The organism is Microbispora sp. NBRC 16548 (assembly GCF_030268985.1).
Taxonomy (GTDB): domain Bacteria; phylum Actinomycetota; class Actinomycetes; order Streptosporangiales; family Streptosporangiaceae; genus Microbispora; species Microbispora catharanthi.
This window is the reverse complement of record NZ_BSSF01000001.1, coordinates 78919-97122: the sequence shown is the minus strand read 5'-3', so window position 1 is coordinate 97122 and position 18204 is coordinate 78919. Positions and strand designations below refer to the sequence as shown.

Annotated in this window: 20 protein-coding genes; 13 read left to right on the top strand and 7 right to left on the bottom strand. The window is 72.7% G+C overall.

Features of this window, described 5'->3' with window-relative positions; all coding sequences use genetic code 11:
- Window positions 1-85: 85 nt before the first annotated feature.
- From QSK36_RS00475 to QSK36_RS00460, 4 genes are read left to right on the top strand one after another with little or no spacing between them, the layout of a single operon-like run.
- Window positions 86-958: an ABC transporter ATP-binding protein gene (locus QSK36_RS00475; protein WP_285780933.1), complete on the top strand. Its 873-nt coding sequence runs from the start codon at window positions 86-88 to the stop codon at window positions 956-958.
- Entirely contained in the window at window positions 955-1746 is a 792-nt protein-coding gene (locus tag QSK36_RS00470; protein ID WP_285780932.1) for an ABC transporter permease, read from the top strand. The genes QSK36_RS00475 and QSK36_RS00470 overlap by 4 nt, the downstream gene beginning before the upstream one ends.
- A 30-nt stretch (window positions 1747-1776) precedes the next feature.
- A complete protein-coding gene (locus QSK36_RS00465) occupies window positions 1777-2010 on the top strand; it encodes a helix-turn-helix transcriptional regulator (protein WP_183544114.1) in 234 nt (77 codons plus the stop codon).
- Entirely contained in the window at window positions 2007-2576 is a 570-nt protein-coding gene (locus tag QSK36_RS00460) for a hypothetical protein (RefSeq protein WP_285780931.1), read from the top strand. Before QSK36_RS00465 ends, QSK36_RS00460 begins: the two co-directional genes overlap by 4 nt.
- Here QSK36_RS00460 and QSK36_RS00455 read toward each other — a convergent pair.
- Window positions 2558-3067 (bottom strand): GyrI-like domain-containing protein, encoded by a 510-nt coding sequence (locus QSK36_RS00455; protein WP_183544118.1) that lies wholly within the window; start codon window positions 3065-3067, stop codon window positions 2558-2560. The genes QSK36_RS00460 and QSK36_RS00455 overlap by 19 nt on opposite strands.
- A 104-nt stretch (window positions 3068-3171) precedes the next feature.
- Here QSK36_RS00455 and QSK36_RS00450 point away from each other — a divergent pair, with 104 nt between their 5' ends.
- From QSK36_RS00450 to QSK36_RS00430, 5 genes are all read left to right on the top strand, one after another.
- Window positions 3172-4611 carry a GuaB1 family IMP dehydrogenase-related protein gene (locus QSK36_RS00450; protein WP_183544120.1) on the top strand — a complete coding sequence of 480 codons (1440 nt, stop codon included), beginning with the start codon at window positions 3172-3174 and terminating at the stop codon, window positions 4609-4611.
- A gap of 83 nt (window positions 4612-4694) precedes the next feature.
- Window positions 4695-5420: a YflT domain-containing protein gene (locus tag QSK36_RS00445; protein ID WP_285780930.1), complete on the top strand. Its 726-nt coding sequence runs from the start codon at window positions 4695-4697 to the stop codon at window positions 5418-5420.
- Between the two features lie 145 nt (window positions 5421-5565).
- Complete coding sequence (locus QSK36_RS00440; protein ID WP_079316111.1) at window positions 5566-5940, top strand: FKBP-type peptidyl-prolyl cis-trans isomerase; 375 nt, start codon at window positions 5566-5568, stop codon at window positions 5938-5940.
- 191 nt (window positions 5941-6131) lie between these two features.
- The gene (locus QSK36_RS00435; protein WP_285780929.1) at window positions 6132-7661 is read left to right on the top strand and encodes a glycosyltransferase family 39 protein; all 1530 of its coding nucleotides are present in this window, start codon (window positions 6132-6134) and stop codon (window positions 7659-7661) included.
- A 52-nt stretch (window positions 7662-7713) separates the two neighbouring features.
- Window positions 7714-9240: an ATP-dependent DNA ligase gene (locus QSK36_RS00430; protein WP_285780928.1), complete on the top strand. Its 1527-nt coding sequence runs from the start codon at window positions 7714-7716 to the stop codon at window positions 9238-9240.
- Window positions 9241-9259: 19 nt separating this feature from the next.
- On the opposite strand, the gene QSK36_RS00425 is transcribed toward QSK36_RS00430, so the two are convergent.
- Entirely contained in the window at window positions 9260-9799 is a 540-nt protein-coding gene (locus tag QSK36_RS00425; RefSeq protein ID WP_139576301.1) for a DUF1707 and DUF4870 domain-containing protein, read from the bottom strand.
- A 200-nt stretch (window positions 9800-9999) separates the two neighbouring features.
- Here QSK36_RS00425 and QSK36_RS00420 point away from each other — a divergent pair, with 200 nt between their 5' ends.
- On the top strand, window positions 10000-10350 hold the full coding sequence (locus QSK36_RS00420) for a hypothetical protein (protein WP_139576300.1): 351 nt from the start codon (window positions 10000-10002) through the stop codon (window positions 10348-10350).
- Here the strand turns inward: QSK36_RS00420 and QSK36_RS00415 are convergent.
- Window positions 10329-11429: a DUF4192 domain-containing protein gene (locus QSK36_RS00415; RefSeq protein ID WP_285780927.1), complete on the bottom strand. Its 1101-nt coding sequence runs from the start codon at window positions 11427-11429 to the stop codon at window positions 10329-10331. The genes QSK36_RS00420 and QSK36_RS00415 overlap by 22 nt on opposite strands.
- Window positions 11430-11648: 219 nt before the next feature.
- Here QSK36_RS00415 and QSK36_RS00410 point away from each other — a divergent pair, with 219 nt between their 5' ends.
- Window positions 11649-13241 carry an ABC-F family ATP-binding cassette domain-containing protein gene (locus QSK36_RS00410; RefSeq protein WP_285780926.1) on the top strand — a complete coding sequence of 531 codons (1593 nt, stop codon included), beginning with the start codon at window positions 11649-11651 and terminating at the stop codon, window positions 13239-13241.
- On the opposite strand, the gene QSK36_RS00405 is transcribed toward QSK36_RS00410, so the two are convergent.
- Both QSK36_RS00405 and QSK36_RS00400 read right to left on the bottom strand, forming a co-directional pair.
- Window positions 13214-14053 (bottom strand): EI24 domain-containing protein, encoded by an 840-nt coding sequence (locus tag QSK36_RS00405; protein WP_285780925.1) that lies wholly within the window; start codon window positions 14051-14053, stop codon window positions 13214-13216. The two genes, QSK36_RS00410 and QSK36_RS00405, sit on opposite strands and share 28 nt — an antisense overlap.
- 10 nt (window positions 14054-14063) lie before the next feature.
- Window positions 14064-14651 (bottom strand): Maf family protein, encoded by a 588-nt coding sequence (locus tag QSK36_RS00400; protein ID WP_139576296.1) that lies wholly within the window; start codon window positions 14649-14651, stop codon window positions 14064-14066.
- Between the two features lie 62 nt (window positions 14652-14713).
- Between QSK36_RS00400 and QSK36_RS00395 the strand changes: the two genes are divergently transcribed.
- The gene (locus QSK36_RS00395; protein ID WP_285780924.1) at window positions 14714-16579 is read left to right on the top strand and encodes a CASTOR/POLLUX-related putative ion channel; all 1866 of its coding nucleotides are present in this window, start codon (window positions 14714-14716) and stop codon (window positions 16577-16579) included.
- Window positions 16580-16598: 19 nt separating this feature from the next.
- Here the strand turns inward: QSK36_RS00395 and QSK36_RS00390 are convergent, their stop codons facing one another.
- Window positions 16599-16874, bottom strand: a complete 276-nt coding sequence (locus tag QSK36_RS00390) for a hypothetical protein (protein ID WP_285780923.1) — start codon at window positions 16872-16874, stop codon at window positions 16599-16601.
- A 124-nt stretch (window positions 16875-16998) separates the two neighbouring features.
- On the opposite strand from QSK36_RS00390, the gene QSK36_RS00385 reads away from it, so the two are divergent.
- Window positions 16999-17169: a hypothetical protein gene (locus QSK36_RS00385; protein WP_285780922.1), complete on the top strand. Its 171-nt coding sequence runs from the start codon at window positions 16999-17001 to the stop codon at window positions 17167-17169.
- Here the strand turns inward: QSK36_RS00385 and QSK36_RS00380 are convergent.
- Window positions 17166-18182, bottom strand: a complete 1017-nt coding sequence (locus tag QSK36_RS00380) for a hypothetical protein (RefSeq protein WP_285780921.1) — start codon at window positions 18180-18182, stop codon at window positions 17166-17168. The two genes, QSK36_RS00385 and QSK36_RS00380, sit on opposite strands and share 4 nt — an antisense overlap.
- Window positions 18183-18204: the final 22 nt, after the last annotated feature.

The window sequence follows — 18204 nt, the reverse complement described above, 5'->3', positions numbered from 1 at the left end:
TGACCGCCCTCCGATGAAGCAGCTCTTGAATCGAATGTAGTACACCTACTACATTCGAGAGCACAGCTACTTCATTGGAGGGCGCATGCATGACGTCGTCATCCGCGTACGCGGGCTCCGCATGGCGTACGGGCCCGTTCAGGTCCTGAACGGCGTCGACCTCGACCTGCGCAGGGGCGAGGTGTTCACGCTGCTGGGCCCCAACGGCGCCGGCAAGACCACGCTGGTGGAGATCCTCGAGGGGTTCCGCACGGGCTGGTCGGGCGAGGTCGAGGTGCTCGGCGAGAACCCGGCGCGCGCCGGGGACGCCTGGCGGGCGCGGCTCGGCGTGGTCATGCAGTCGTGGCGCGACCACCCCCGCTGGCGGGTGCGCGACCTGCTCGCGCACGTCGCGGCGCACTACGAGAAGCCGCGCGACGTCGACGAGCTGCTCGCCACGCTCGGCCTGGCCGAGGCGGCGCACAACCGGGCGGGGGTGCTGTCCGGGGGCCAGCGCCGCCGGCTGGACGTCGCGCTCGGCATCGTCGGCCGTCCCGAAGTGCTGTTCCTCGACGAGCCCACGACCGGGTTCGACCCCGAGGCCCGGCGGGAGTTCCACCTGCTGATCGAGCGGCTGGCCGGAGAGGAGGGGCTGACCGTGCTGCTCACCACGCACGACCTGGCCGAGGCGGAGCGGCTGTCCGAGCGGATCGCCGTGCTCGCGGCCGGGCGGGTGGTCACCTGCGGCAGCCCGGCCGAGCTGGCGCGCGCCGTGCAGGTCCCGTCGCTGGTGCGCTGGGAGGACGGCGAGCTGGAGACCGCCGACCCCTCCGGCGTGGCCTGGGACCTGCACCAGCGGTACGGCGGCCCGGTCCCCGGGCTGGAGATCAGGCGGCCGACCCTGGAGGAGAGCTACCTGGATCTCATCGAGGAGGCGCGCGGAACCCGCGAGACGGCGACCGTGGGAGGGACACGATGAACGCGACGACTCTGGGACTGCGGCGGGGCTGGACCGAGCAGCTCAACCTCTGGAGCGACCGCAAGGAGCTGCTGAACGCCCTCATCGGGACCGTCGGCACCTACCTGGTGCTCGTCCTGTTCATCGGGGGGAACAACGTGCCCGGCACGTCCGTGTCCATGGCGGCGTTCATGACGCCGGGGTTCCTGGCGTTCGCGGTGTTCTCGACCGGGCTCACGGTGCTGCCCATGTTGATCGCCGCGGACCGCGAGGAGGGCACGCTCATGCGAGCCCGCACACTGCCGAGGGGCATCCGCGTCTACCTGACCGGGCGGGCCGTCACGACGCTGCTGACGATCACGCTGAACGCCGCGCTCGTCCTGCTGGTCGCCGTGCCGCTCGCCGGGGTGGCCGCGCCGGCGACGCCCGCGCGGTGGTTCACGCTCGTCTGGGTCCTGGTGCTCGGCGCACTGGCCGTCGTGCCCATCGGCGCGATGATCGGCAGCCTGGTGTCCGGCCCGAAGACGGCCGCGGCGATGCTCGCCCTGCCGGCGATGCTCCTGATGCTCATCTCCGGGGTGATGTTCCCGCTGGAGTCGCTGCCCGGGGTGGTGCGCGGCATCGCCCAGGTCTTCCCGCTCTACTGGCAGGGCCTCGGACTGCGCGCGGTGTTCCTGCCCGATTCCGTTCTCGCGGCCGAGCTCGGGCACAGCCGGCCGCTCGGCCGGGCGGCGGCCGTTCTGGGAGCGTGGGCGGTCGGCGGTATGGTTCTAGCCCCCTGGTTGCTGCGCCGGGTCCGCGGAAGATGAGCGGACTCATGGGCCCGACGGAGGTGAGACGTGGCCGAGGAGCCGGTGTTCAACCGCATCGCGGTGCTGAGGGCCGACCGCGGCGTCTCGCGCCGGGATCTGGCCGCCGCGCTCGGGGTGCACTACCAGACGGTGGGCTACCTGGAGCGCGGCGAGTACAGTCCCAGCCTCCACCTGGCCCTGCGGATCGCCGAGTTCTTCGAGGTTCCGGTGGAGGTCGTCTTCTCCCTCAAGCCGTTTCCCAGACTGGGGAGCGCGTCGTGAACCTGCGCGAACGCTGGAACCTCCACGTGGCCCGCGCGATGGAGCAGGACCGCCTCGTGGCGCTGCACCGCACCCGGCGGCGGCGCCGCCTGCTCGTCGTGGCGGGCGCGGCGAGCGTGCTGCTGCTGTGGGCGGACGCCGCGGTGTCGTGGGCGATCGCCCCGAGCGACACCGCCGTCCGGGTCAACCTCGTGCTGCTGGTGGTCATGCTGGCGATCTACATCCCGGTCGTCACCGCGCTGAACAGCGCCACCCGCGGGCTCGCCTCGCTGCCGGAGAGCCATCTCGACGAGCGGCAGGTCGCCGAACGGCTCCGGGCGCACACGTACGCGAACAGGGTGATGCGGCTCATCCTGGCCGGCCTCGCGGTGTTCGTCGTGGTCGCGACCTGGAGCGAGGCAGAGAAGTCCCATATCCCCGCCGCGGCCGTGTTCCTCGGCGTCTTCGCCCTGTGGTGGACGCACTTCCTGCTGCCGCTGCTGGTCGCGGGGTGGCGACTGCCCGACCCGCCGCCCGGCGACGACCAGGACGACGAGCAGAGCGACGATCAGGCCGGCGTCGCCTGAACCTGCGCCGGGGGCCCGGAAGGCTCGCCGAACGACGGCAGCGTGGCCACGAAGAGGTCGACGCCCCCGGGGTGGTGGATCTCCAGGTCGGTGGTGAAGGCGCGGGCCGGGGTGGCGCCCGACTCGGTGTGCTTCCACACCTGCTGCCAGGTGTCGAGAAGCGCCCCGGGCATCGGTCCCCGCGCCTCGAACAGCAGCGCGGGCACGCCGGGCACCCGTACGGCGACCATGCCCTCGGGCAGTCGCGCCGCCGTGCGGACGGCCACGCCGACGATCTGCGTGTAGGCGCCGTTGTGGTCGCTCTCGTAGTCGGTCAGCACGGCGTACAGGTTCTCGTCGATCCGGCCGGGCACGTGCGCGAAGGCTCCGGTCGCTCCGGCGCGGCCCCACAGGCCCGGCAACTGGGCGCGGGCCGGGTCCGCCTCCGCCGCGTTGGTCGTCCGTACGGCATAGCCGACGACGAGCGTCTCCGGGCGGTCAACGATGATCACATGCTCTCCCTTCAGGCGAGGTCAATGTATCCCGTGTCCGGGTCTGCTCCGGCGTCGGCCGGGAATGCCGGGTATGACCCGCTCACAACGTAGGCTGGACAAACGTGCGATTCCTCAATGATGTGACGCCGCCCTACGATCTCACGTACAGCGATGTCTTCATGGTGCCGTCTCGTTCCTCCGTCGGGTCGCGCCTCGCCGTGGACCTGTCCGCGGGCGACGGAACCGGCACCACGATCCCCGTCGTCGTCGCCAACATGACGGCCGTCGCGGGCCGCCGCATGGCCGAGACCGTCGCCCGGCGCGGCGGCATCGCCGTCATCCCCCAGGACATCCCGATCGACGTGGTGGCCGACGTCATCGAATGGGTGAAGAGCCGTGACCTCGTCCACGACACGGCCATCACGCTCACCTCCCACGACACCGTGGGCGAGGCGCTCACCCTGCTGCCCAAGCGGGCGCACGGCGCGGTCATCGTCGTCGACTGGGACAACCGCCCGGTCGGCGTGGTGACCGAGGCCGACTGCCACGGCGCCGACATGTTCACCCAGCTCTCCCAGGTCATGACCGAATCACCGCAGACGCTGCCGCGCGGTGTCGATCCGCAGGCCGCGTTCGAGGCGCTACACGAGGGCCGCCACCGGCTGGCGCCGGTGGTGGACGAGGACGGCCGCCTGGTCGGCATCCTCACCCGCACCGGGGCGCTGCGCTCCACCCTCTACCAGCCCGCCGTGGACGCGCGCGGCCGGCTGCGCGTCGCGGCGGCGGTCGGGGTCAACGGCGACGTGGCCGCCAAGTCCAAGGAACTGCTCGACGCCGGCGTCGACGTGCTCGTTGTCGACACGGCGCACGGCCACCAGGAGAAGATGATCTCGGCGCTGCGGGCCGTGCGGGCGCTGGAGCCCTCCGTGCCGGTCGCGGCGGGCAACGTCGTCACCGCGGAGGGCGTACGCGACCTCGTCGAGGCCGGCGCCGACATCGTGAAGGTCGGCGTGGGCCCGGGCGCCATGTGCACGACCCGGATGATGACCGGCGTGGGACGGCCGCAGTTCTCCGCCGTGCTGGAGTGCGCGGCCGAGGCCCGCCGTCTGGGCCGGCACGTATGGGCCGACGGCGGCGTGCGCCACCCCCGCGACGTCGCGCTGGCGCTCGCCGCGGGAGCCTCCAACGTCATGATCGGCTCGTGGTTCGCCGGCACGTACGAGTCGCCCGGCGACACCCGCACCGCCCCCGACGGGCGCAAGTACAAGGAGAACTTCGGCATGGCCTCGGCCCGCGCCGTACGGCTGCGCACGGCCGAGGACTCGCCGTTCGAGCGCGCACGTAAGGCACTGTTCGAGGAGGGCATCTCGACCTCGCGGATGTACCTCGACCCGGCGCGGCCCAGCGTGGAGGACCAGATCGACGCCATCGTGGCCGGGCTGCGTTCCTCCTGCACGTACGCGGGCGCCACCACACTGGAGGAGTTCCACGAGCGGGCGGTGGTCGGCGTGCAGAGCGCCTCCGGCTACAGCGAGGGCATGCCACTGCACCAAAGCTGGTGACTCCTCCTATTCCGTAGAGGAATATCGGGCTCTCCGGGGGTAGTGCGTTCGTGTACCGACCGCACTACCCCGCGGAGGCGATCATGCAGTACTCCCCGGCCGGAGGGCCGGTCAGTCCGGCGGCCGACAGACGGCTGCTGGTCAGTTACGACAACTACACGGCGGCGCAGCGCGCCGTCGACACCCTGTCGGACGCCGGGTTCCCGGTGGAGAACACCGCGATCGTCGGCAGCGACCTGCGTCTGGAGGAGACCGTCACCGGGCGGCTCACCAACGGCAAGGCGGCGCTGTCGGGCCTGATCACCGGCGCGGTGTTCGGACTCATCGTCGGCCTGTTCCTCGGGCTGTTCACCTCGGCCACGACCTCGTTCTTCGGACTGGTGCTGTGGTCGATCCTCTGGGGCGCCATCGCCGGCGCCGCCTTCGGCTTCACCAGCCACGCCTTCACCGGCGGGACGCGCGACTTCTCGTCGAGGAGCTCGATCGTCGCCGGGCGCTACGACGTGCTGGTGGCCCCTCCCATGCTCGACCAGGCCCAGGCGCTGCTGCAGGGCGGCGTGCAGCCGGCCGACACCGTCGTGGTTCAGCGTCCGCCGTCGGCGGGGCCGGTCACGACGTCACCTGCCGCGGCGGGTGACACCGCTCCGCAGGCCACCGGCTACCCGCTGACCGAGGACCGGGCGGAGGCCCGTGCGGAGGAGGCTCGTGCGGAGGAGGCTCGTGCGGAGGAGGCTCGTGCGGAGGAGGCTCGTGCGGAGGAGGTGCGCGACGACGACCGGGCGGGTCTGTCGAGGGGCCGTCGCCCGTAACCCTCGTCGGCTCTGGAGTTGCGACGCCTTCCCCACCCCGCGTGGGGAAGGCGTTCTCGTGTCGGCCGTCCCCGGTAGAGTCGTCAGCCTGCCGGAACTCCCGGCACAGGAAGCGCTTCGGGAACACAGAGAACAGGAGACCCACGTGGCACTGGAGAAGCCGGAGATCGACTTTCCCGAGGGCGCGCCGCCCGCGGACCTGGAGATCGTCGATCTCGTCGAGGGTGACGGGCCGGAGGCCAAGCCCGGGCAGAACGTGACCGTCCACTACGTCGGGGTGGCGTTCTCCACGGGTGAGGAGTTCGACGCCTCCTGGAACCGCGGCCAGCCGTTCCAGTTCCCGCTCGGCGGCGGCCGGGTCATCGCCGGCTGGGACCGCGGAGTGGCCGGCATGAAGGTCGGCGGACGGCGCCGTCTGACGATCCCCCCGCACCTCGGGTACGGCAACCGCGGCGCGGGCGCCCTCATCAAGCCCGGTGAGACGCTCATCTTCGTCGTCGACCTGCTCGGCGTCGGCTGACCGGGACACCGGTGCGGCGACGGCGGCGTTTCGGTTACAGGGGTAGGAGGGCCGGAGCGGTTCGAGGATGATGGCCGCGTGGACGATGCCCTCCCGAACCGCCTCCTCATGAACCCCCTCGGTCGGGGTCCCTCTCCTCACGGCCGCCCGCAGGACGGCCCCCTGCGAACGCCGGCTTCCGGGAGGCCGGCGTGACCACGGACGACGAGGTGACCGGCGGCACGCCGGCGGCGCACGACGACACCGGCGGGGCGTCCCCCAGCGGGGACGTCCGCGCGGGCGCTCCGCTCACCGGGCAGCCCCGGGCCGTGGTCGCGATCGCCGCCGCGACCGTGGCCGTGCTGCTCGCGGTGAGCCCGTGGTACGGCTACCACCGCGACGAGCTGTATTTCCGCATGCTGGGCGAGCGGCCGCGGCTCGGATACTTCGACACTCCGCCGCTGACGCCGATGATCGCCCGGGTGTCCACGGCGATCTTCGGGGACACGGTCGTCGCGTTGCGGATCGTGCCCGCCCTGTGCGCCGGGGCTCTGGTCGTGCTCGTCGCGCTGGCCGCCCGCGAACTGGGTGGCGGCCGTGCGGCCCAGATCCTCGCCGCGGCCGGGACGGCCACCTCCGTGCTGCCTCTGCTGGCCGGTCACTCGCTGCTGACCCTCACTCCCGACCTCGTGCTGTGGAGCGCGGTCACGCTGTGCCTGCTCCGGGTGCTGCTCAGGGGGGACGGGCGTTACTGGCTCTGGACGGGAGCGCTGTGCGGGATCGCGGCGTACAACCGCGATCTGATCGTGGTGTTGCTGGGCTGCGTCGGGCTGGGCGTCCTCGTGGCCGGGCCGCGCGAGGTGCTGCGGGACAGGCGACTGTGGGCCGGTGTTCTCCTGGCTCTGGCGATCGCCTCACCCAACCTGCTCTACCAGGCGACGCACGACTGGCCGCAGTTCCAGATGGCCGACGCGCTGAAGATCGACGAGGGCGCGGACAACCGCGCGTCCTTCTTCCCCCTTCAGCTCGTGCTGCTCGGGCCCGCGCAGGCGGTGGTCTGCGTGGCCGGCTGGCTGCGGCTGTGGCGGAACCGCCGGGTTCGCTCCCTCGCCATCGCCTACCCCGTGGCGTGCGCGCTGGTCCTCTATTCGGGAGGCCGACCCGACTACACCGGCGGGTTCCTGCTCTACCTGTTCGCGGCCGGCTGCGTCACCGCGGCCGGGTGGCGGTGGAGAGGAGCGTTGGTCGCGGCGCTGGCGGTCGACGCCGTGGTCGCGGTGGTCGTGGCGCTGCCGGTCATCCCGGCGGCGTCGCTCGCCGGTACGCCGGTCGCCGCCATCAACGAGGTGGCACGTGAGTCGGTGGGCATGCGCGATGTGGCGGCGCAGACGGCCCGGGTGGTGAACGGGCTGCCCGCCGGCGAGCGCGCCGGCGCGGTGCTGCTCGCGGCGAACTACGGCGAGGCCGGCGCGCTGCGTCGCTGGGCCGGCGAGTTCGGGCTGCCCGCGGTCTTCAGCGGCCACAACGAGCTGTGGTGGTGGGGACCGCCGCCGGAGGGGACACGGGTGGTCGTCTCCGTCGGCTACCCGCCCGCCGACCTCGCCACCGTCTTCGCCCATTGCGTCCCGGCGGGCAGGCTGAGCGGGATGCCGGGCGAGGAGCAGGGTGTGCCGATCACGGTCTGCCGCGACCCCGTCCGGCCCTGGCGCGAGCTGTGGCCGCGCGCGCGCCACTACAGCTAGTGTCCGACCCCCGGCCTGGGCATCTGCCGCTGCGGTGAGGCAGGATTACGGTGTGTTGCTGATCGACCTTGCCAGGACGTCCGCGGCCGTCGCCGCGGACTCGGCGCGGCTCGCCAAGATCAGGCACCTCGCCGAGCTGCTCGGCAGGGTGGGACCGGACGAGGCCGAGATCGCCGTCGCCTATCTGTCGGGCGAGCTGCCCCAGCGCCAGATCGGGGTGGGCTGGCGGAGCCTGTCCGACCTTCCCGAGCCGCGTCAGATCGCCACGGCGACCCTGACGCAGGTCGACGCGCTGCTCGAACGCGTCAAGTCACGGTCCGGCGCCGGTTCGCAGGCGGCGCGCCGTGAGCTGCTCGGCGAGCTGTTCGGCGCCCTCACCCGGCAGGAGCAGTCGTTCCTGCACCGGCTGCTGACGGGCGAGCTGCGTCAGGGGGCGCTCAACGGGGTGATGATCGAGGCGGTCGCCATGGCCGCGAACGTGCCCGCGGCCGAGGTGCGCCGGGCCCTGACCCTGCGCGGCTCGCTGCCCGCCGTCGGCGCGGCCGCGCTGCGTGGCGGCGTCGCGGAGCTGAAGGCGTTCCACCTGGAGATCGGGCGGGCGGTGGCGCCGATGCTCGCGCAGAGCGCGCCCAGCGTGACCGCCGCCCTGGAGAAGGCCGGCGCCCCTGCCGCCGTGGAGTGGAAGCTCGACGGCGTGCGGGTCCAGGCCCACCGGTCGGGCGACCGCGTCGCCGTCTTCACCCGCACGCTCGACGACATCACCGCACAGGTCCCCGAGCTGGTCGAGGCCGTGCTCGGCCTGCCCGGGACCGATCTCGTGCTCGACGGCGAGGTCATCGCGCTACGCCCGGACGGCCGCCCCGAGCCGTTCCAGGTCACCTCGGGCCGGGTGGCCAGCAGGACCGACGTCGCGTCGCTGCGCGCGACCGTGCCGCTGACCGTCTTCTTCTTCGACGCCCTGCGCGTGGGCGGCGCCGACCTGCTCGACCTGCCGGACGAGGAGCGGCACGCCGCGCTGGAGGCCGCGGTCCCGGCCGAGCTGATCACCCCTCGGCTCGTCACGGCGGACGCCGAGGAGGCCGCGGTGTTCTTCGGCGACGCCCTACGCCGGGGCCACGAGGGCGTCGTGGTGAAGTCGCTGCGCACGCCGTACGCCGCCGGGCGGCGGGGGGCGGGCTGGGTCAAGGTGAAGCCGCGGCACACGCTCGACCTGGTCGTGCTGGCCGCCGAGTGGGGCAGCGGACGGCGCCGGGGCTGGCTGTCCAACCTGCACCTCGGCGCCTACGACCCGGAGACGGGCGGTTTCGTGATGCTCGGCAAGACGTTCAAGGGCCTCACCGACGAACTGCTGACCTGGCAGACCGAGCAGTTCCTGCCGCTGGCGGAGGGGCCGACGGACGACTACGTCGTCACGCTCAAGCCCGCGCTGGTCGTGGAGATCGCCTTCGACGGCGTGCAGCGGTCGAGCCGGTATCCCGGCGGCATGGCGCTGCGGTTCGCCCGGGTGCTGCGCTACCGGCCCGACAAGCGGCCGGAGGAAGCCGACACCGTGGCCGCGGTCCGCGCGCTCATGCCCTGACCGGGAGCCGCTTCAGGAGTTACTTGATCAGGCGGATGGTCAGCGGGTAGCGGAACTCGGTGCCGGCGAGCGCCGACACCCCGCCGACGACGCACAGGACCAGTCCGACGACCCAGATGACCGGCAGCAGGACGACGCCGACGACGGTGAACGGCAGCAGCACCGTCGCTCCCAGCACGGTGAGGTGGAAGTTGAGCGACTCCACCGCGTGCTTCCTGATGTAGGGGGACGTCCGTCCCGCGGTCACCATCATCAGCAGCGGGCCGATGATGAACAACCCCAGCAGCGCGAACAGGTGCGAGGCCGCCGCCCCGACCCGGTCTCCCCCGTCCGGGACCGCGGCCCGGTACGAGGGCGGCCGGGGGACGTACGCCGGGCGCGTGCCGTACAGGTCGTTCATGATGGGCACGAGATCGGCGTGCGTGCGCGCGGTCATCGCCAGGTGCAGCCGCTCGTCCATCTCGTGCTTGTCGAGCCTGCCCTCGGCGTAGGCCGCTTTGACGTGCTCGACCACCTGCTCGCGGTCCTGGTTGGTAACGCGCAACTGAGGGTGTGGCATCGGGGCATGGCCCGGCCACGATGGTGTCGCTGCCGCGGGCATCACAGCATCGCCTTCCGTCGATCGACTGCTCGGCTCTCTTCGAGTCTGCCTCCATCTTGTTCCGCGTATGCGCCCGCCGGCATCAGGGACATCCCCGACATCGCCCCGAGACCGTCTCCTTAACGCCATCGTGATCCACGGCGATGTATACAAGCACTATGAGATGGCGAGATCGCTACGGGCTCCGGCGGCGCCGGGGTGCCCGCGTGGCCAAATTCGACCGCGAGGCGACCGACGCCGACATCGAGGCCCTCATCGAGTTCGCCAAGACCCGGCGTGGGGTCGAGTTCTACGTCGAACCAGAGACCTTCGCGACCGACACCACCGCGGTGGCCGTGGCCCACGACGGGGAGTGGACCCGTCGCCGTGTCGGAGCTCCCGCGGTGATCGCCAAGGTCGCCAGAGATCTCGCCCTTCCGGTGTACGACGTGCAGCTCACCGGCTATCCCGGCCGGATGCGGGCCTACAACGAGCGCCGCCGGCAGGCTCAGGGCGGCGACCCGGTCTGACGGCCGCCCGGGGAGGATGCGGAGGCCGGGCCGGGCAGGTCCCGGGCCAGCAGTGCGCGCAGCGGCGCGAGCCAGATCGCCCGGGGAGGGCCCATCTCGTCGTCGAGTTCCTCCGGTGTCGGCATGCGGTCGCGGAGCATGGCGGGGGACATCATGTGCGTCAGTGCCTGCCGGAGAAGGTGCGCCATCGAATAGCCGGGGTCGGCGGCGAGCGCCCGCTCCAGCGCCATCCCGGCCAGCGCGCACTCTCCCCGATGCCAGGCGGCGGCCGCCAGCAGTGAGGCCGCGGGCGCGACGTGGCCCGGCTCCAGCCGGCGGGTGAGGTCGCGCCACAGCGCGACGTGCGCGTCACGGTCGTCGATCAGCGCCCACGCCTCGTCGCGCACTCTGACCACGGCGAGGTCGAGCCCGAGCCGGGCGGCGCCCTCGTCGTCCAGCCCGCCTCCCGAGTCGTACAGGCCGATGGCCCTGCGCACCCGCGCCAGCCCCTCGGCCACGAACCGCGCGGCCAGTTCGTCCGCGACCGGCCCCCCGGACTCGGGCATCGCCCGCAGATCGGCCATGACGCGGGAGGTGGCCTGCCGCATCGCCGCTCCGCCGCACCGCTGGACCGAGCGCCGCAGACTGCCCCGATCGGGCAGGGCGACCAGCCCGTGCATCACGGCCTCGGCGGCGACGTGGCTGCGCTCGGTGTCGTACGGCGTGCCCTCCGCGGGACAGCAGCTCGCGCTGCCGCAGGAGTAGGACCAGTAGCGCCCGCCTTCGGCCCGGAGGCTCTCGGCCACCCGGATGCCTCCGGCGTGCAGCAGCCGGGTCACCGTGTCGACGGCGGGGGTCACCAGGGCGCCGGGGCCGTACCCGACGACGAAGACGGCGGTCACCGCCTCGCGGCGTAGCAGCGCGACCAGCCGGTCGAGGTCCCCGGAGGCGACCGGCAGGTCCCAGCGGGTCGTCAGCCGCACCTCCGGGCCGGCGACGCCGGCCACGACGAGGCTGTCGGTGGGGTGGAACCCGACGAGGTAGGGCACGGCGGCGAGGATGTCCGCCGGCGAGGAGAGCACGAGCTTCGGGATCGTCATGGCCGCAAGCCTCGCCGGACGGCCGCGCCCCCAAGACGGCCGAAGCGCGTTCTGGGGACAGCCGTCCCCCTGTGGACAACCCGGCGGCCGGAAAACCGTTGGCACCCGGCCGGGCGCTCTGCCTACACTCGGCGCCATGTCTCTGCCCCGGATCTCTTAGCTCGGACACCCGCTTCCACGCCACCCGTGTGTCCTTGAGCTTCTCCGGAGCGTCATCAAATGATCACCCTTCGCGGTGTCGACGTGCGCGTCGGCGCCCGTCTCCTGCTGTCGGACGTCACCGCCCACGTCGCCCCCGGCGACCGCGTCGGCCTGGTCGGCCGCAACGGCGCGGGCAAGACCACCCTGCTGAAGACCCTGGCCGGCGAACTGCAGCCGGCCGCGGGCACCATCACCCGGACCGGCGAGGTCGGCTATCTCCCGCAGGATCCCGCGGCGGCCGATCCGTCCCTCTCCGTCGCCGCCCGCATCCTGTCGGCCCGCGGCCTCGACGAGGCCGAGCGCGTGCTGCGCGCCGCCGAGGCGGCCATGGCCGACCCCGCCGAGCTGGAGCGGGCGATGCGGCGGTACGTCCGGGCCGAGGCGGAGTTCGAGGCCCGCGGCGGGTACGCCGCTCAGGCCGAGGCCGCCCGCATCGCCGCCGGGCTCGGCCTGCCCGACCGCGTCATGACCCAGCCGGTCGGCACCCTGTCCGGCGGGCAGCGCCGCCGCGTCGAACTCGCCCGCATCCTGTTCGCCGGGCAGGGCACGCTGCTGCTCGACGAGCCCACCAACCACCTGGACGCCGACTCCGTGGCCTGGCTCCGGTCGTTCCTCGCGAGCCGCACCGGCGGGCTGGTCCTGATCAGCCACGACACCGGGCTGCTCGACGACACCGTGAACAGGATCTGGCGCCTCGACGCCGACCGGGCCGCGCTGGAGGTGCACAACACCGGCTGGCGCACCTATCTGGCCGACCGCGACGCCGCCGAGCGCGGACGCGCCCGGCAGCGGGCGGTCGCAGAACGCAAGGCCGCCGCGCTGCACGCCCAGGCCGACAGGATGCGCGCCGGCAAGTCGACGGGCGTGCGGGCCAAGGAGATGGCGCGCCGGGCCGACCGCATGCTGGCCGCGGTGGAGCCGGTCCGCCGCGCCGAGAAGGTCGCGCGCATCCGGCTGCCCGAGCCCGCCCCCTGCGGACGCACTCCGCTCGGCGCGATCAGCCTGACCAAGGCGTACGGCGACCTGCGGGTGCTGACCGGCGTGGACCTGGCCGTGGACCGGGGCAGCCGGCTCGTCGTGCTCGGTCTCAACGGCGCGGGCAAGACCACGCTGCTGCGGATCCTGGCCGGGCGGGAACGCCCCGACTCGGGCCGCGTGGTGCACGGTCCCGGTCTGCGGCTGGGCTACTTCGCCCAGGAGCACGACACCCTCGACCCGGCGCGCACCGTCGCCCAGAACCTCGCCGCCGCCGCGCCCCACCTGGGCGACGGCGAGGTGCGCCGGATCCTCGGCTCGTTCCTGTTCGCGGGGGACGACGCGGGCAAGCCCGCGGGCGTGCTGTCCGGCGGCGAGAAGACCCGTCTGGCGCTCGCCACCCTGGTCAGCTCGCAGGCCAACGTGCTGCTGCTCGACGAGCCCACCAACAACCTCGACCCGGCGTCACGGGACGAGGTGCTGGCGGCGGTCGCCTCCTACCAGGGCGCCGTCGTGATGGTCACCCACGACGAGAAGGCCGTGGAGGCGCTGCGTCCCGACCGCGTCCTGCTGCTGCCCGACGGGGTCGAGGACATGTGGAACGCCGATTACGCCGGTCTCGTGTCCCTGGCCTGACCTCCCGGCGCCTGACCTCCCGGCGCCTGATCTTTCGGTGCGGGCGCCGGCGCCAGCCGCATGCGGACGAGCATGGCGGCGCCGGCGACCGCGCCGGGCATCGCGACGACGCTGACGAGCGGCACCAGGAACGCGAGGAAGAGCGGCACGCCGAACCCGAGCGAGACGGACAGGTTCGACCGGAGCAGGGCGAAGCGCTCCTTGCGCCGCAGACCCCGGCGTTCCATCGCCAGGGCGGTCAGTTCGACCGTGAGGAAGAACCCGGAGACGAACGCCCCCACCACGGGCACCACGGTCTGCCCGACGACCGGCACGAAGCCGAGCACGAACAACGGCACGGAGAACAGCAGGACCCACCAGAGCGTGACGAGGCTGTCGCGGATCGACCGGAACAGGGACGCCCAGAAGGGCAGGTCACCGCCGTCGGGAAGCCCGCCGAGGTCCTCCTCGACGCGCTCCGACAGCTTCTCGTAGAACGGGTCGCCGATCACGAGCGTGACGGCGGTGAACGTCAGCACGGCGAGCGCGAGACCCGCCACGAAGATCATCACGCCGACCAGCGTGCGGAACCCGTCGCGCCAGCCCCAGTCGTCCGCGAACGGCGTCGCCCAGGCCGCCACGTCGGTCGCGTGCGTGCCCAGCCAGACCAGCGCCAGGGCGTAGAGCACCAGGGCGATCAGGGCCGGGATCAGCCCGAACAGCCACCAGCGGGGATGCCGGGAGACCCACCCGAGACCCTGGAAGCAGAAACCGATTCCCTCGGCGAGACCGCCGACGCCGCGCCGTCCGGCGGGCCGCCCGATGCCACTCATGGCGGGCAGGCTAGCGCCACAAGGTCGTCACAGGCACGCCCAGATCGGCGAAAAGGCGGCGAAGCAGGGGCAGCGAGATGCCGAGCACATTGCCGTGGTCGCCCTCGATGCCCTCCACGAACCAGCCGCCCAGGCCGTCGAGCGTGAACGCCCCCGCCACACGCAGCGGCTCCCCGCTGGCGACGTACGCCTCGATCTCCCTGTCGGACGGCGTGCCGAACCGCACCACGGTCGCCGCCACCTCCGACACCCTGCGGCCCGCGGACACGTCGACCACGCAGTGCCCGGTCAGCAGCCGGCCGGTCCTGCCCCGCATCATGTGCCAGCGGTCCTTCGCGTTCTCCGGCGTTCCCGGCTTGCCGTACGCGACGCCGTCGAGTTCGAGCACCGAGTCGCAGCCGATCACGATGCCGTCGCCGAGCGTCCGGGAGACGGCGTCCGCCTTGGCCACGGCCAGCTTCAGGCACAGCTCCCCGGGAGTGCCGGCCGTGATCGCGTCCTCGTCGACGCCGCTGACGATCACCTTGGGATCGAGCCCGGCCGCCCTCAGCACACCGAGGCGGGCGGGCGAGGCCGAGGCGAGCACCAGTTCCGTCACACGGTCAAGCCTAGTCGCTTCTACTATGTCTGACGTTTACCGATCACGTGCGGGGGATGCCGGTGTCAAAAGCCACGGTCAAAGAGCGTGCGCGCTACTGGTTCGACAACACCATGTCCAGGGGCACGGCCGCCCTCATCGGCTGGCTGGCCCTGGTGTCGCTGGTGCTCATCGTGGTGGTCAGCGTGCTGACGATGTGGCTCACCCCCGACGAGGCGCTCCGGCACGACGGCTGGCCCGGGGTGCTGTGGCTGTCGCTCATGCACGCGCTCAGCCCGGGCAAGATCGCCGGAGACGCCGGCACCGCGCCCTTTCTCGCGATCATGCTGGGCGCGTCCCTCGGCGGCATCTTCATCGTCAGCATCCTCGTGGGCGTGCTCTCCGCCGGTCTGCGCGGCAAGATCGAGGAGTTGCGCAAGGGCCGCTCCCGCGTCATCGAGAGCGGCCACACCGTCATCCTCGGCTGGTCCGAGCAGCTCTACACGATCGTCTCCGAACTCACGAAGGCGCACGCCAGCCAGCACGGCTCGGTCATCGCGATCCTGGCCGACAGGGACAAGCCGGCCATGGAGGACGCCATCCGGGCCCGGGTGGGCGACACGGGCAGGACGCGCCTGGTGTGCCGCACCGGCCGGCCCACCGAGCCGACCGACCTCGACCTGTTGAGCCTGAGCACCGCGCGAACGATCGTGGTGCTGTCCCCCGAGAAGGAAGACCCGGACGCGCACGTCATCAAGACCCTGCTGGCGCTGGCCAAGCGGGCGGGGGAGCATCCTCCGGTGGTCGCCGCCATCGCCTCCTCGCGCAACATGGCCGCCGCCCGGCTGGCCGGAGGGCCCGGCGTCCACCTGGTCGACAGCGACGACATCGCCGCGCGGCTGATCGTGCAGTCGTCCCGGCAGTCCGGCGTGTCCGTCGTCTGCATGGATCTGCTGAACTTCGACGGCGGTGAGATCTACCTGCGCCGCGATCCCTCCCTCGCCGGCAGGTCGTACGGCCAGGCCCTCGACGCGTACGCGACCGCGACCGTCCTCGGCCTGCGCACACCCGGCGGTGTGGTGCTCAACCCGCCGCCGGACACGGTGATCGGGACGTCCGACGAGATCGTCGTGCTCGCCCAGGACGACTCGCTCATCCGCCTGGCGAACGGAACGGCTCCCGCGGACGAACGGCATATCGTCCCCGCGACGGCCCCTGCGGCGGCCCCCGAGCGGACCCTGATGCTCGGCTGGAACGGCCGCGCCGCGCGGATCATCCGCTACCTGGACGGCTACGTGACCCCCGGATCGGTGCTCGACGTCGCAGGCGACCACCCCGGCTCCGGCGCCGGCCTGGCGGACCTGCGCAACCTGACGGTGAACGTCAAGGAGTGCGACGGCACCGACAGGTACGCCCTGGAGTCCCTCGGCGTCGGCGTCTACCAGCACGTCATCGTGCTCTCCGACGACCGGTACGATCCCCGCCACGCCGACAACCGGACGCTGATGACGCTGCTGCAACTGCGCGACATGCAGGCGACCCTCGGGGAGAAGTACTCGATCGTGAGCGAGATGCACGACGAGAACAACCGGGCGCTCGCCGAGGTCACCGAGGCCGACGACATCGTGATCAGCGACACCGTCATCGGCCTGCTGCTCGCGCAGCTCGCCGAGAACCCGCACCTCGCCGAGGTCTTCGGCTACCTCTTCGACTCCGCGGGCTCGGAGGTCTATCCCCGGCCCGTGGAGGACTACGTGACGACCGGCGGGCCCGTCGCCTTCCGCACGATCGTGGAGTCGGCCCTGCGGCGTGGCGAGACCGCGATCGGTTACCGCGTGGCGGCGAAGTCCGGGAACCCGCCCCACTACGGCATCATGCTCAACCCGGACCGGTCACGGACCATGACGTTCGCTCCCGGTGACTCCGTGATCGTCCTCGCCGAGCGCTGAGGCCGGTCGTCCCCACGGCTCACTCGCCGAGGCCGGCGCGGCGGGCGCGCACCACGGCCTGCGCCCGGTCGGCCGTGTCCGGGGCCAGGTCCTCCAGGGCCCCGGCCAGCCCGAGCTCGTCCAGCGCCGGCGGCCTCAGGTCGTGCTCCGTGGCGAGCCGCACGGCGGCGAGGGCGACCGCGAGCCGGCGGGCGAGGTCGTCGAGTACGGCCAGGCCGGCCGGCAGACGGCCGACGGCGCGCTGCGCGACGTCACGTGCGGGCGCGAACGCCACCGCGACGACGGCGGTGTCCATCGGGTGCCCTGACGCACATCGGCCGCCGCGTGGGCCGTGCCCGTCCTCGGCACCGGCCTCGCGTACGGCACGGCCTGGCTGGCCGCCGCCGCCCGCTTCGACCCGGGCAACCTCGCCGGTCCTGGTGCTCCACGCCACGGTGAACGCGTCGCTGTACTTCGTGGCCGAGGCGATGACGGCGGCGCACGACAGGTCGGCCTGGATGGTCGGCGAGGGCGGCGCCCTCACCACCGCCGGGCTGGCGGTGGCCGTGCTCCTGATCAACCGCCTGTGGCGGCGCCCGCGCTCCTGCTAGAGCGCCTTGACGGAGGACATCACCTTGTTGATGTCGTGCCAGCGCTTCTTCTGGCTGTCGGGGATCGTGACGAACACGACGGCGGGCTTCTTCTCCGGCACGTCCACGAGGGCCAGCGCCGCGGCGGAGACCCGCTTCCTGCCCTTGAGCGTGTAGTGCACCGTGTAGCCGAGCAGCCAGCCCTTCCGCTTGCCCGCCTTGATGGGCTGCGAGGCGGTCCAGGTGATCGTCGCGCCCGACGGGTGGTGGTTGAGCGTCCATCGGGCGGCCAGGAAGGCGGTGTCGCGCAGCGTCTTCTGCTCGGGGATCGGCACGGGGCAGGAGACCAGCATCCCGCGGTACGACGCGCCCTTGGCCTTGGGCAGCAGCTGGCGGGAGGCGAACGGCGCGGGCGTGGCCAACGCCCACGTCTTGGTGAAGCGGGGCAGGGCGACGCCGGAGCGCCGGTCCTTGATCAGACCGTGGGTGGCGGCCGCCCGGCCGGGCAGGCCGCGGAGCCGGCGGCCGTCCTTCGGCAGCGCGGGCACGCGGGGGTCCTTGAGGGCCGCCGCCAGCGCAGGATCGACCGCGTCCGCGCTGGCCCCGGGGCTGGCGGCGGCGCTCGCGGCCGCGCTGGGCGTCGCGCTCGTCCAGGTGCTGGACAGCGGACTCGACAGCGGACTGAGACCGGGCGTGGCCACCGCGCCCGCGGCCGGTGCGGCGGCGCCCGACGCGAACGAGGCCGATGCGGCCGAGGGGACGGCGGCGGCCGCGGAGTGCCGCGACGCGGCGGTCGCGGTGGCGGGGTCGCCCCGGTTCAGCAGCACGACGGTCGCGCCCGCCCCCAGGACGACGACTCCCGCGGCGACCGCGATCGCCCGATAGACCACCCGCATCGGCAGGTCCCCGAAGCCCTTGGACGAGCTCGCCGGTGGCGCCGCCACAGGGACCGTGATCTTCGGTAGCGGAGTGGTCTCGGCCTCGGCCGCTATATAAGAGGGAACGGCCTTCGTCCCATAGTCCCCAGGTGACACGATCGGGAGCGTACGGCATATC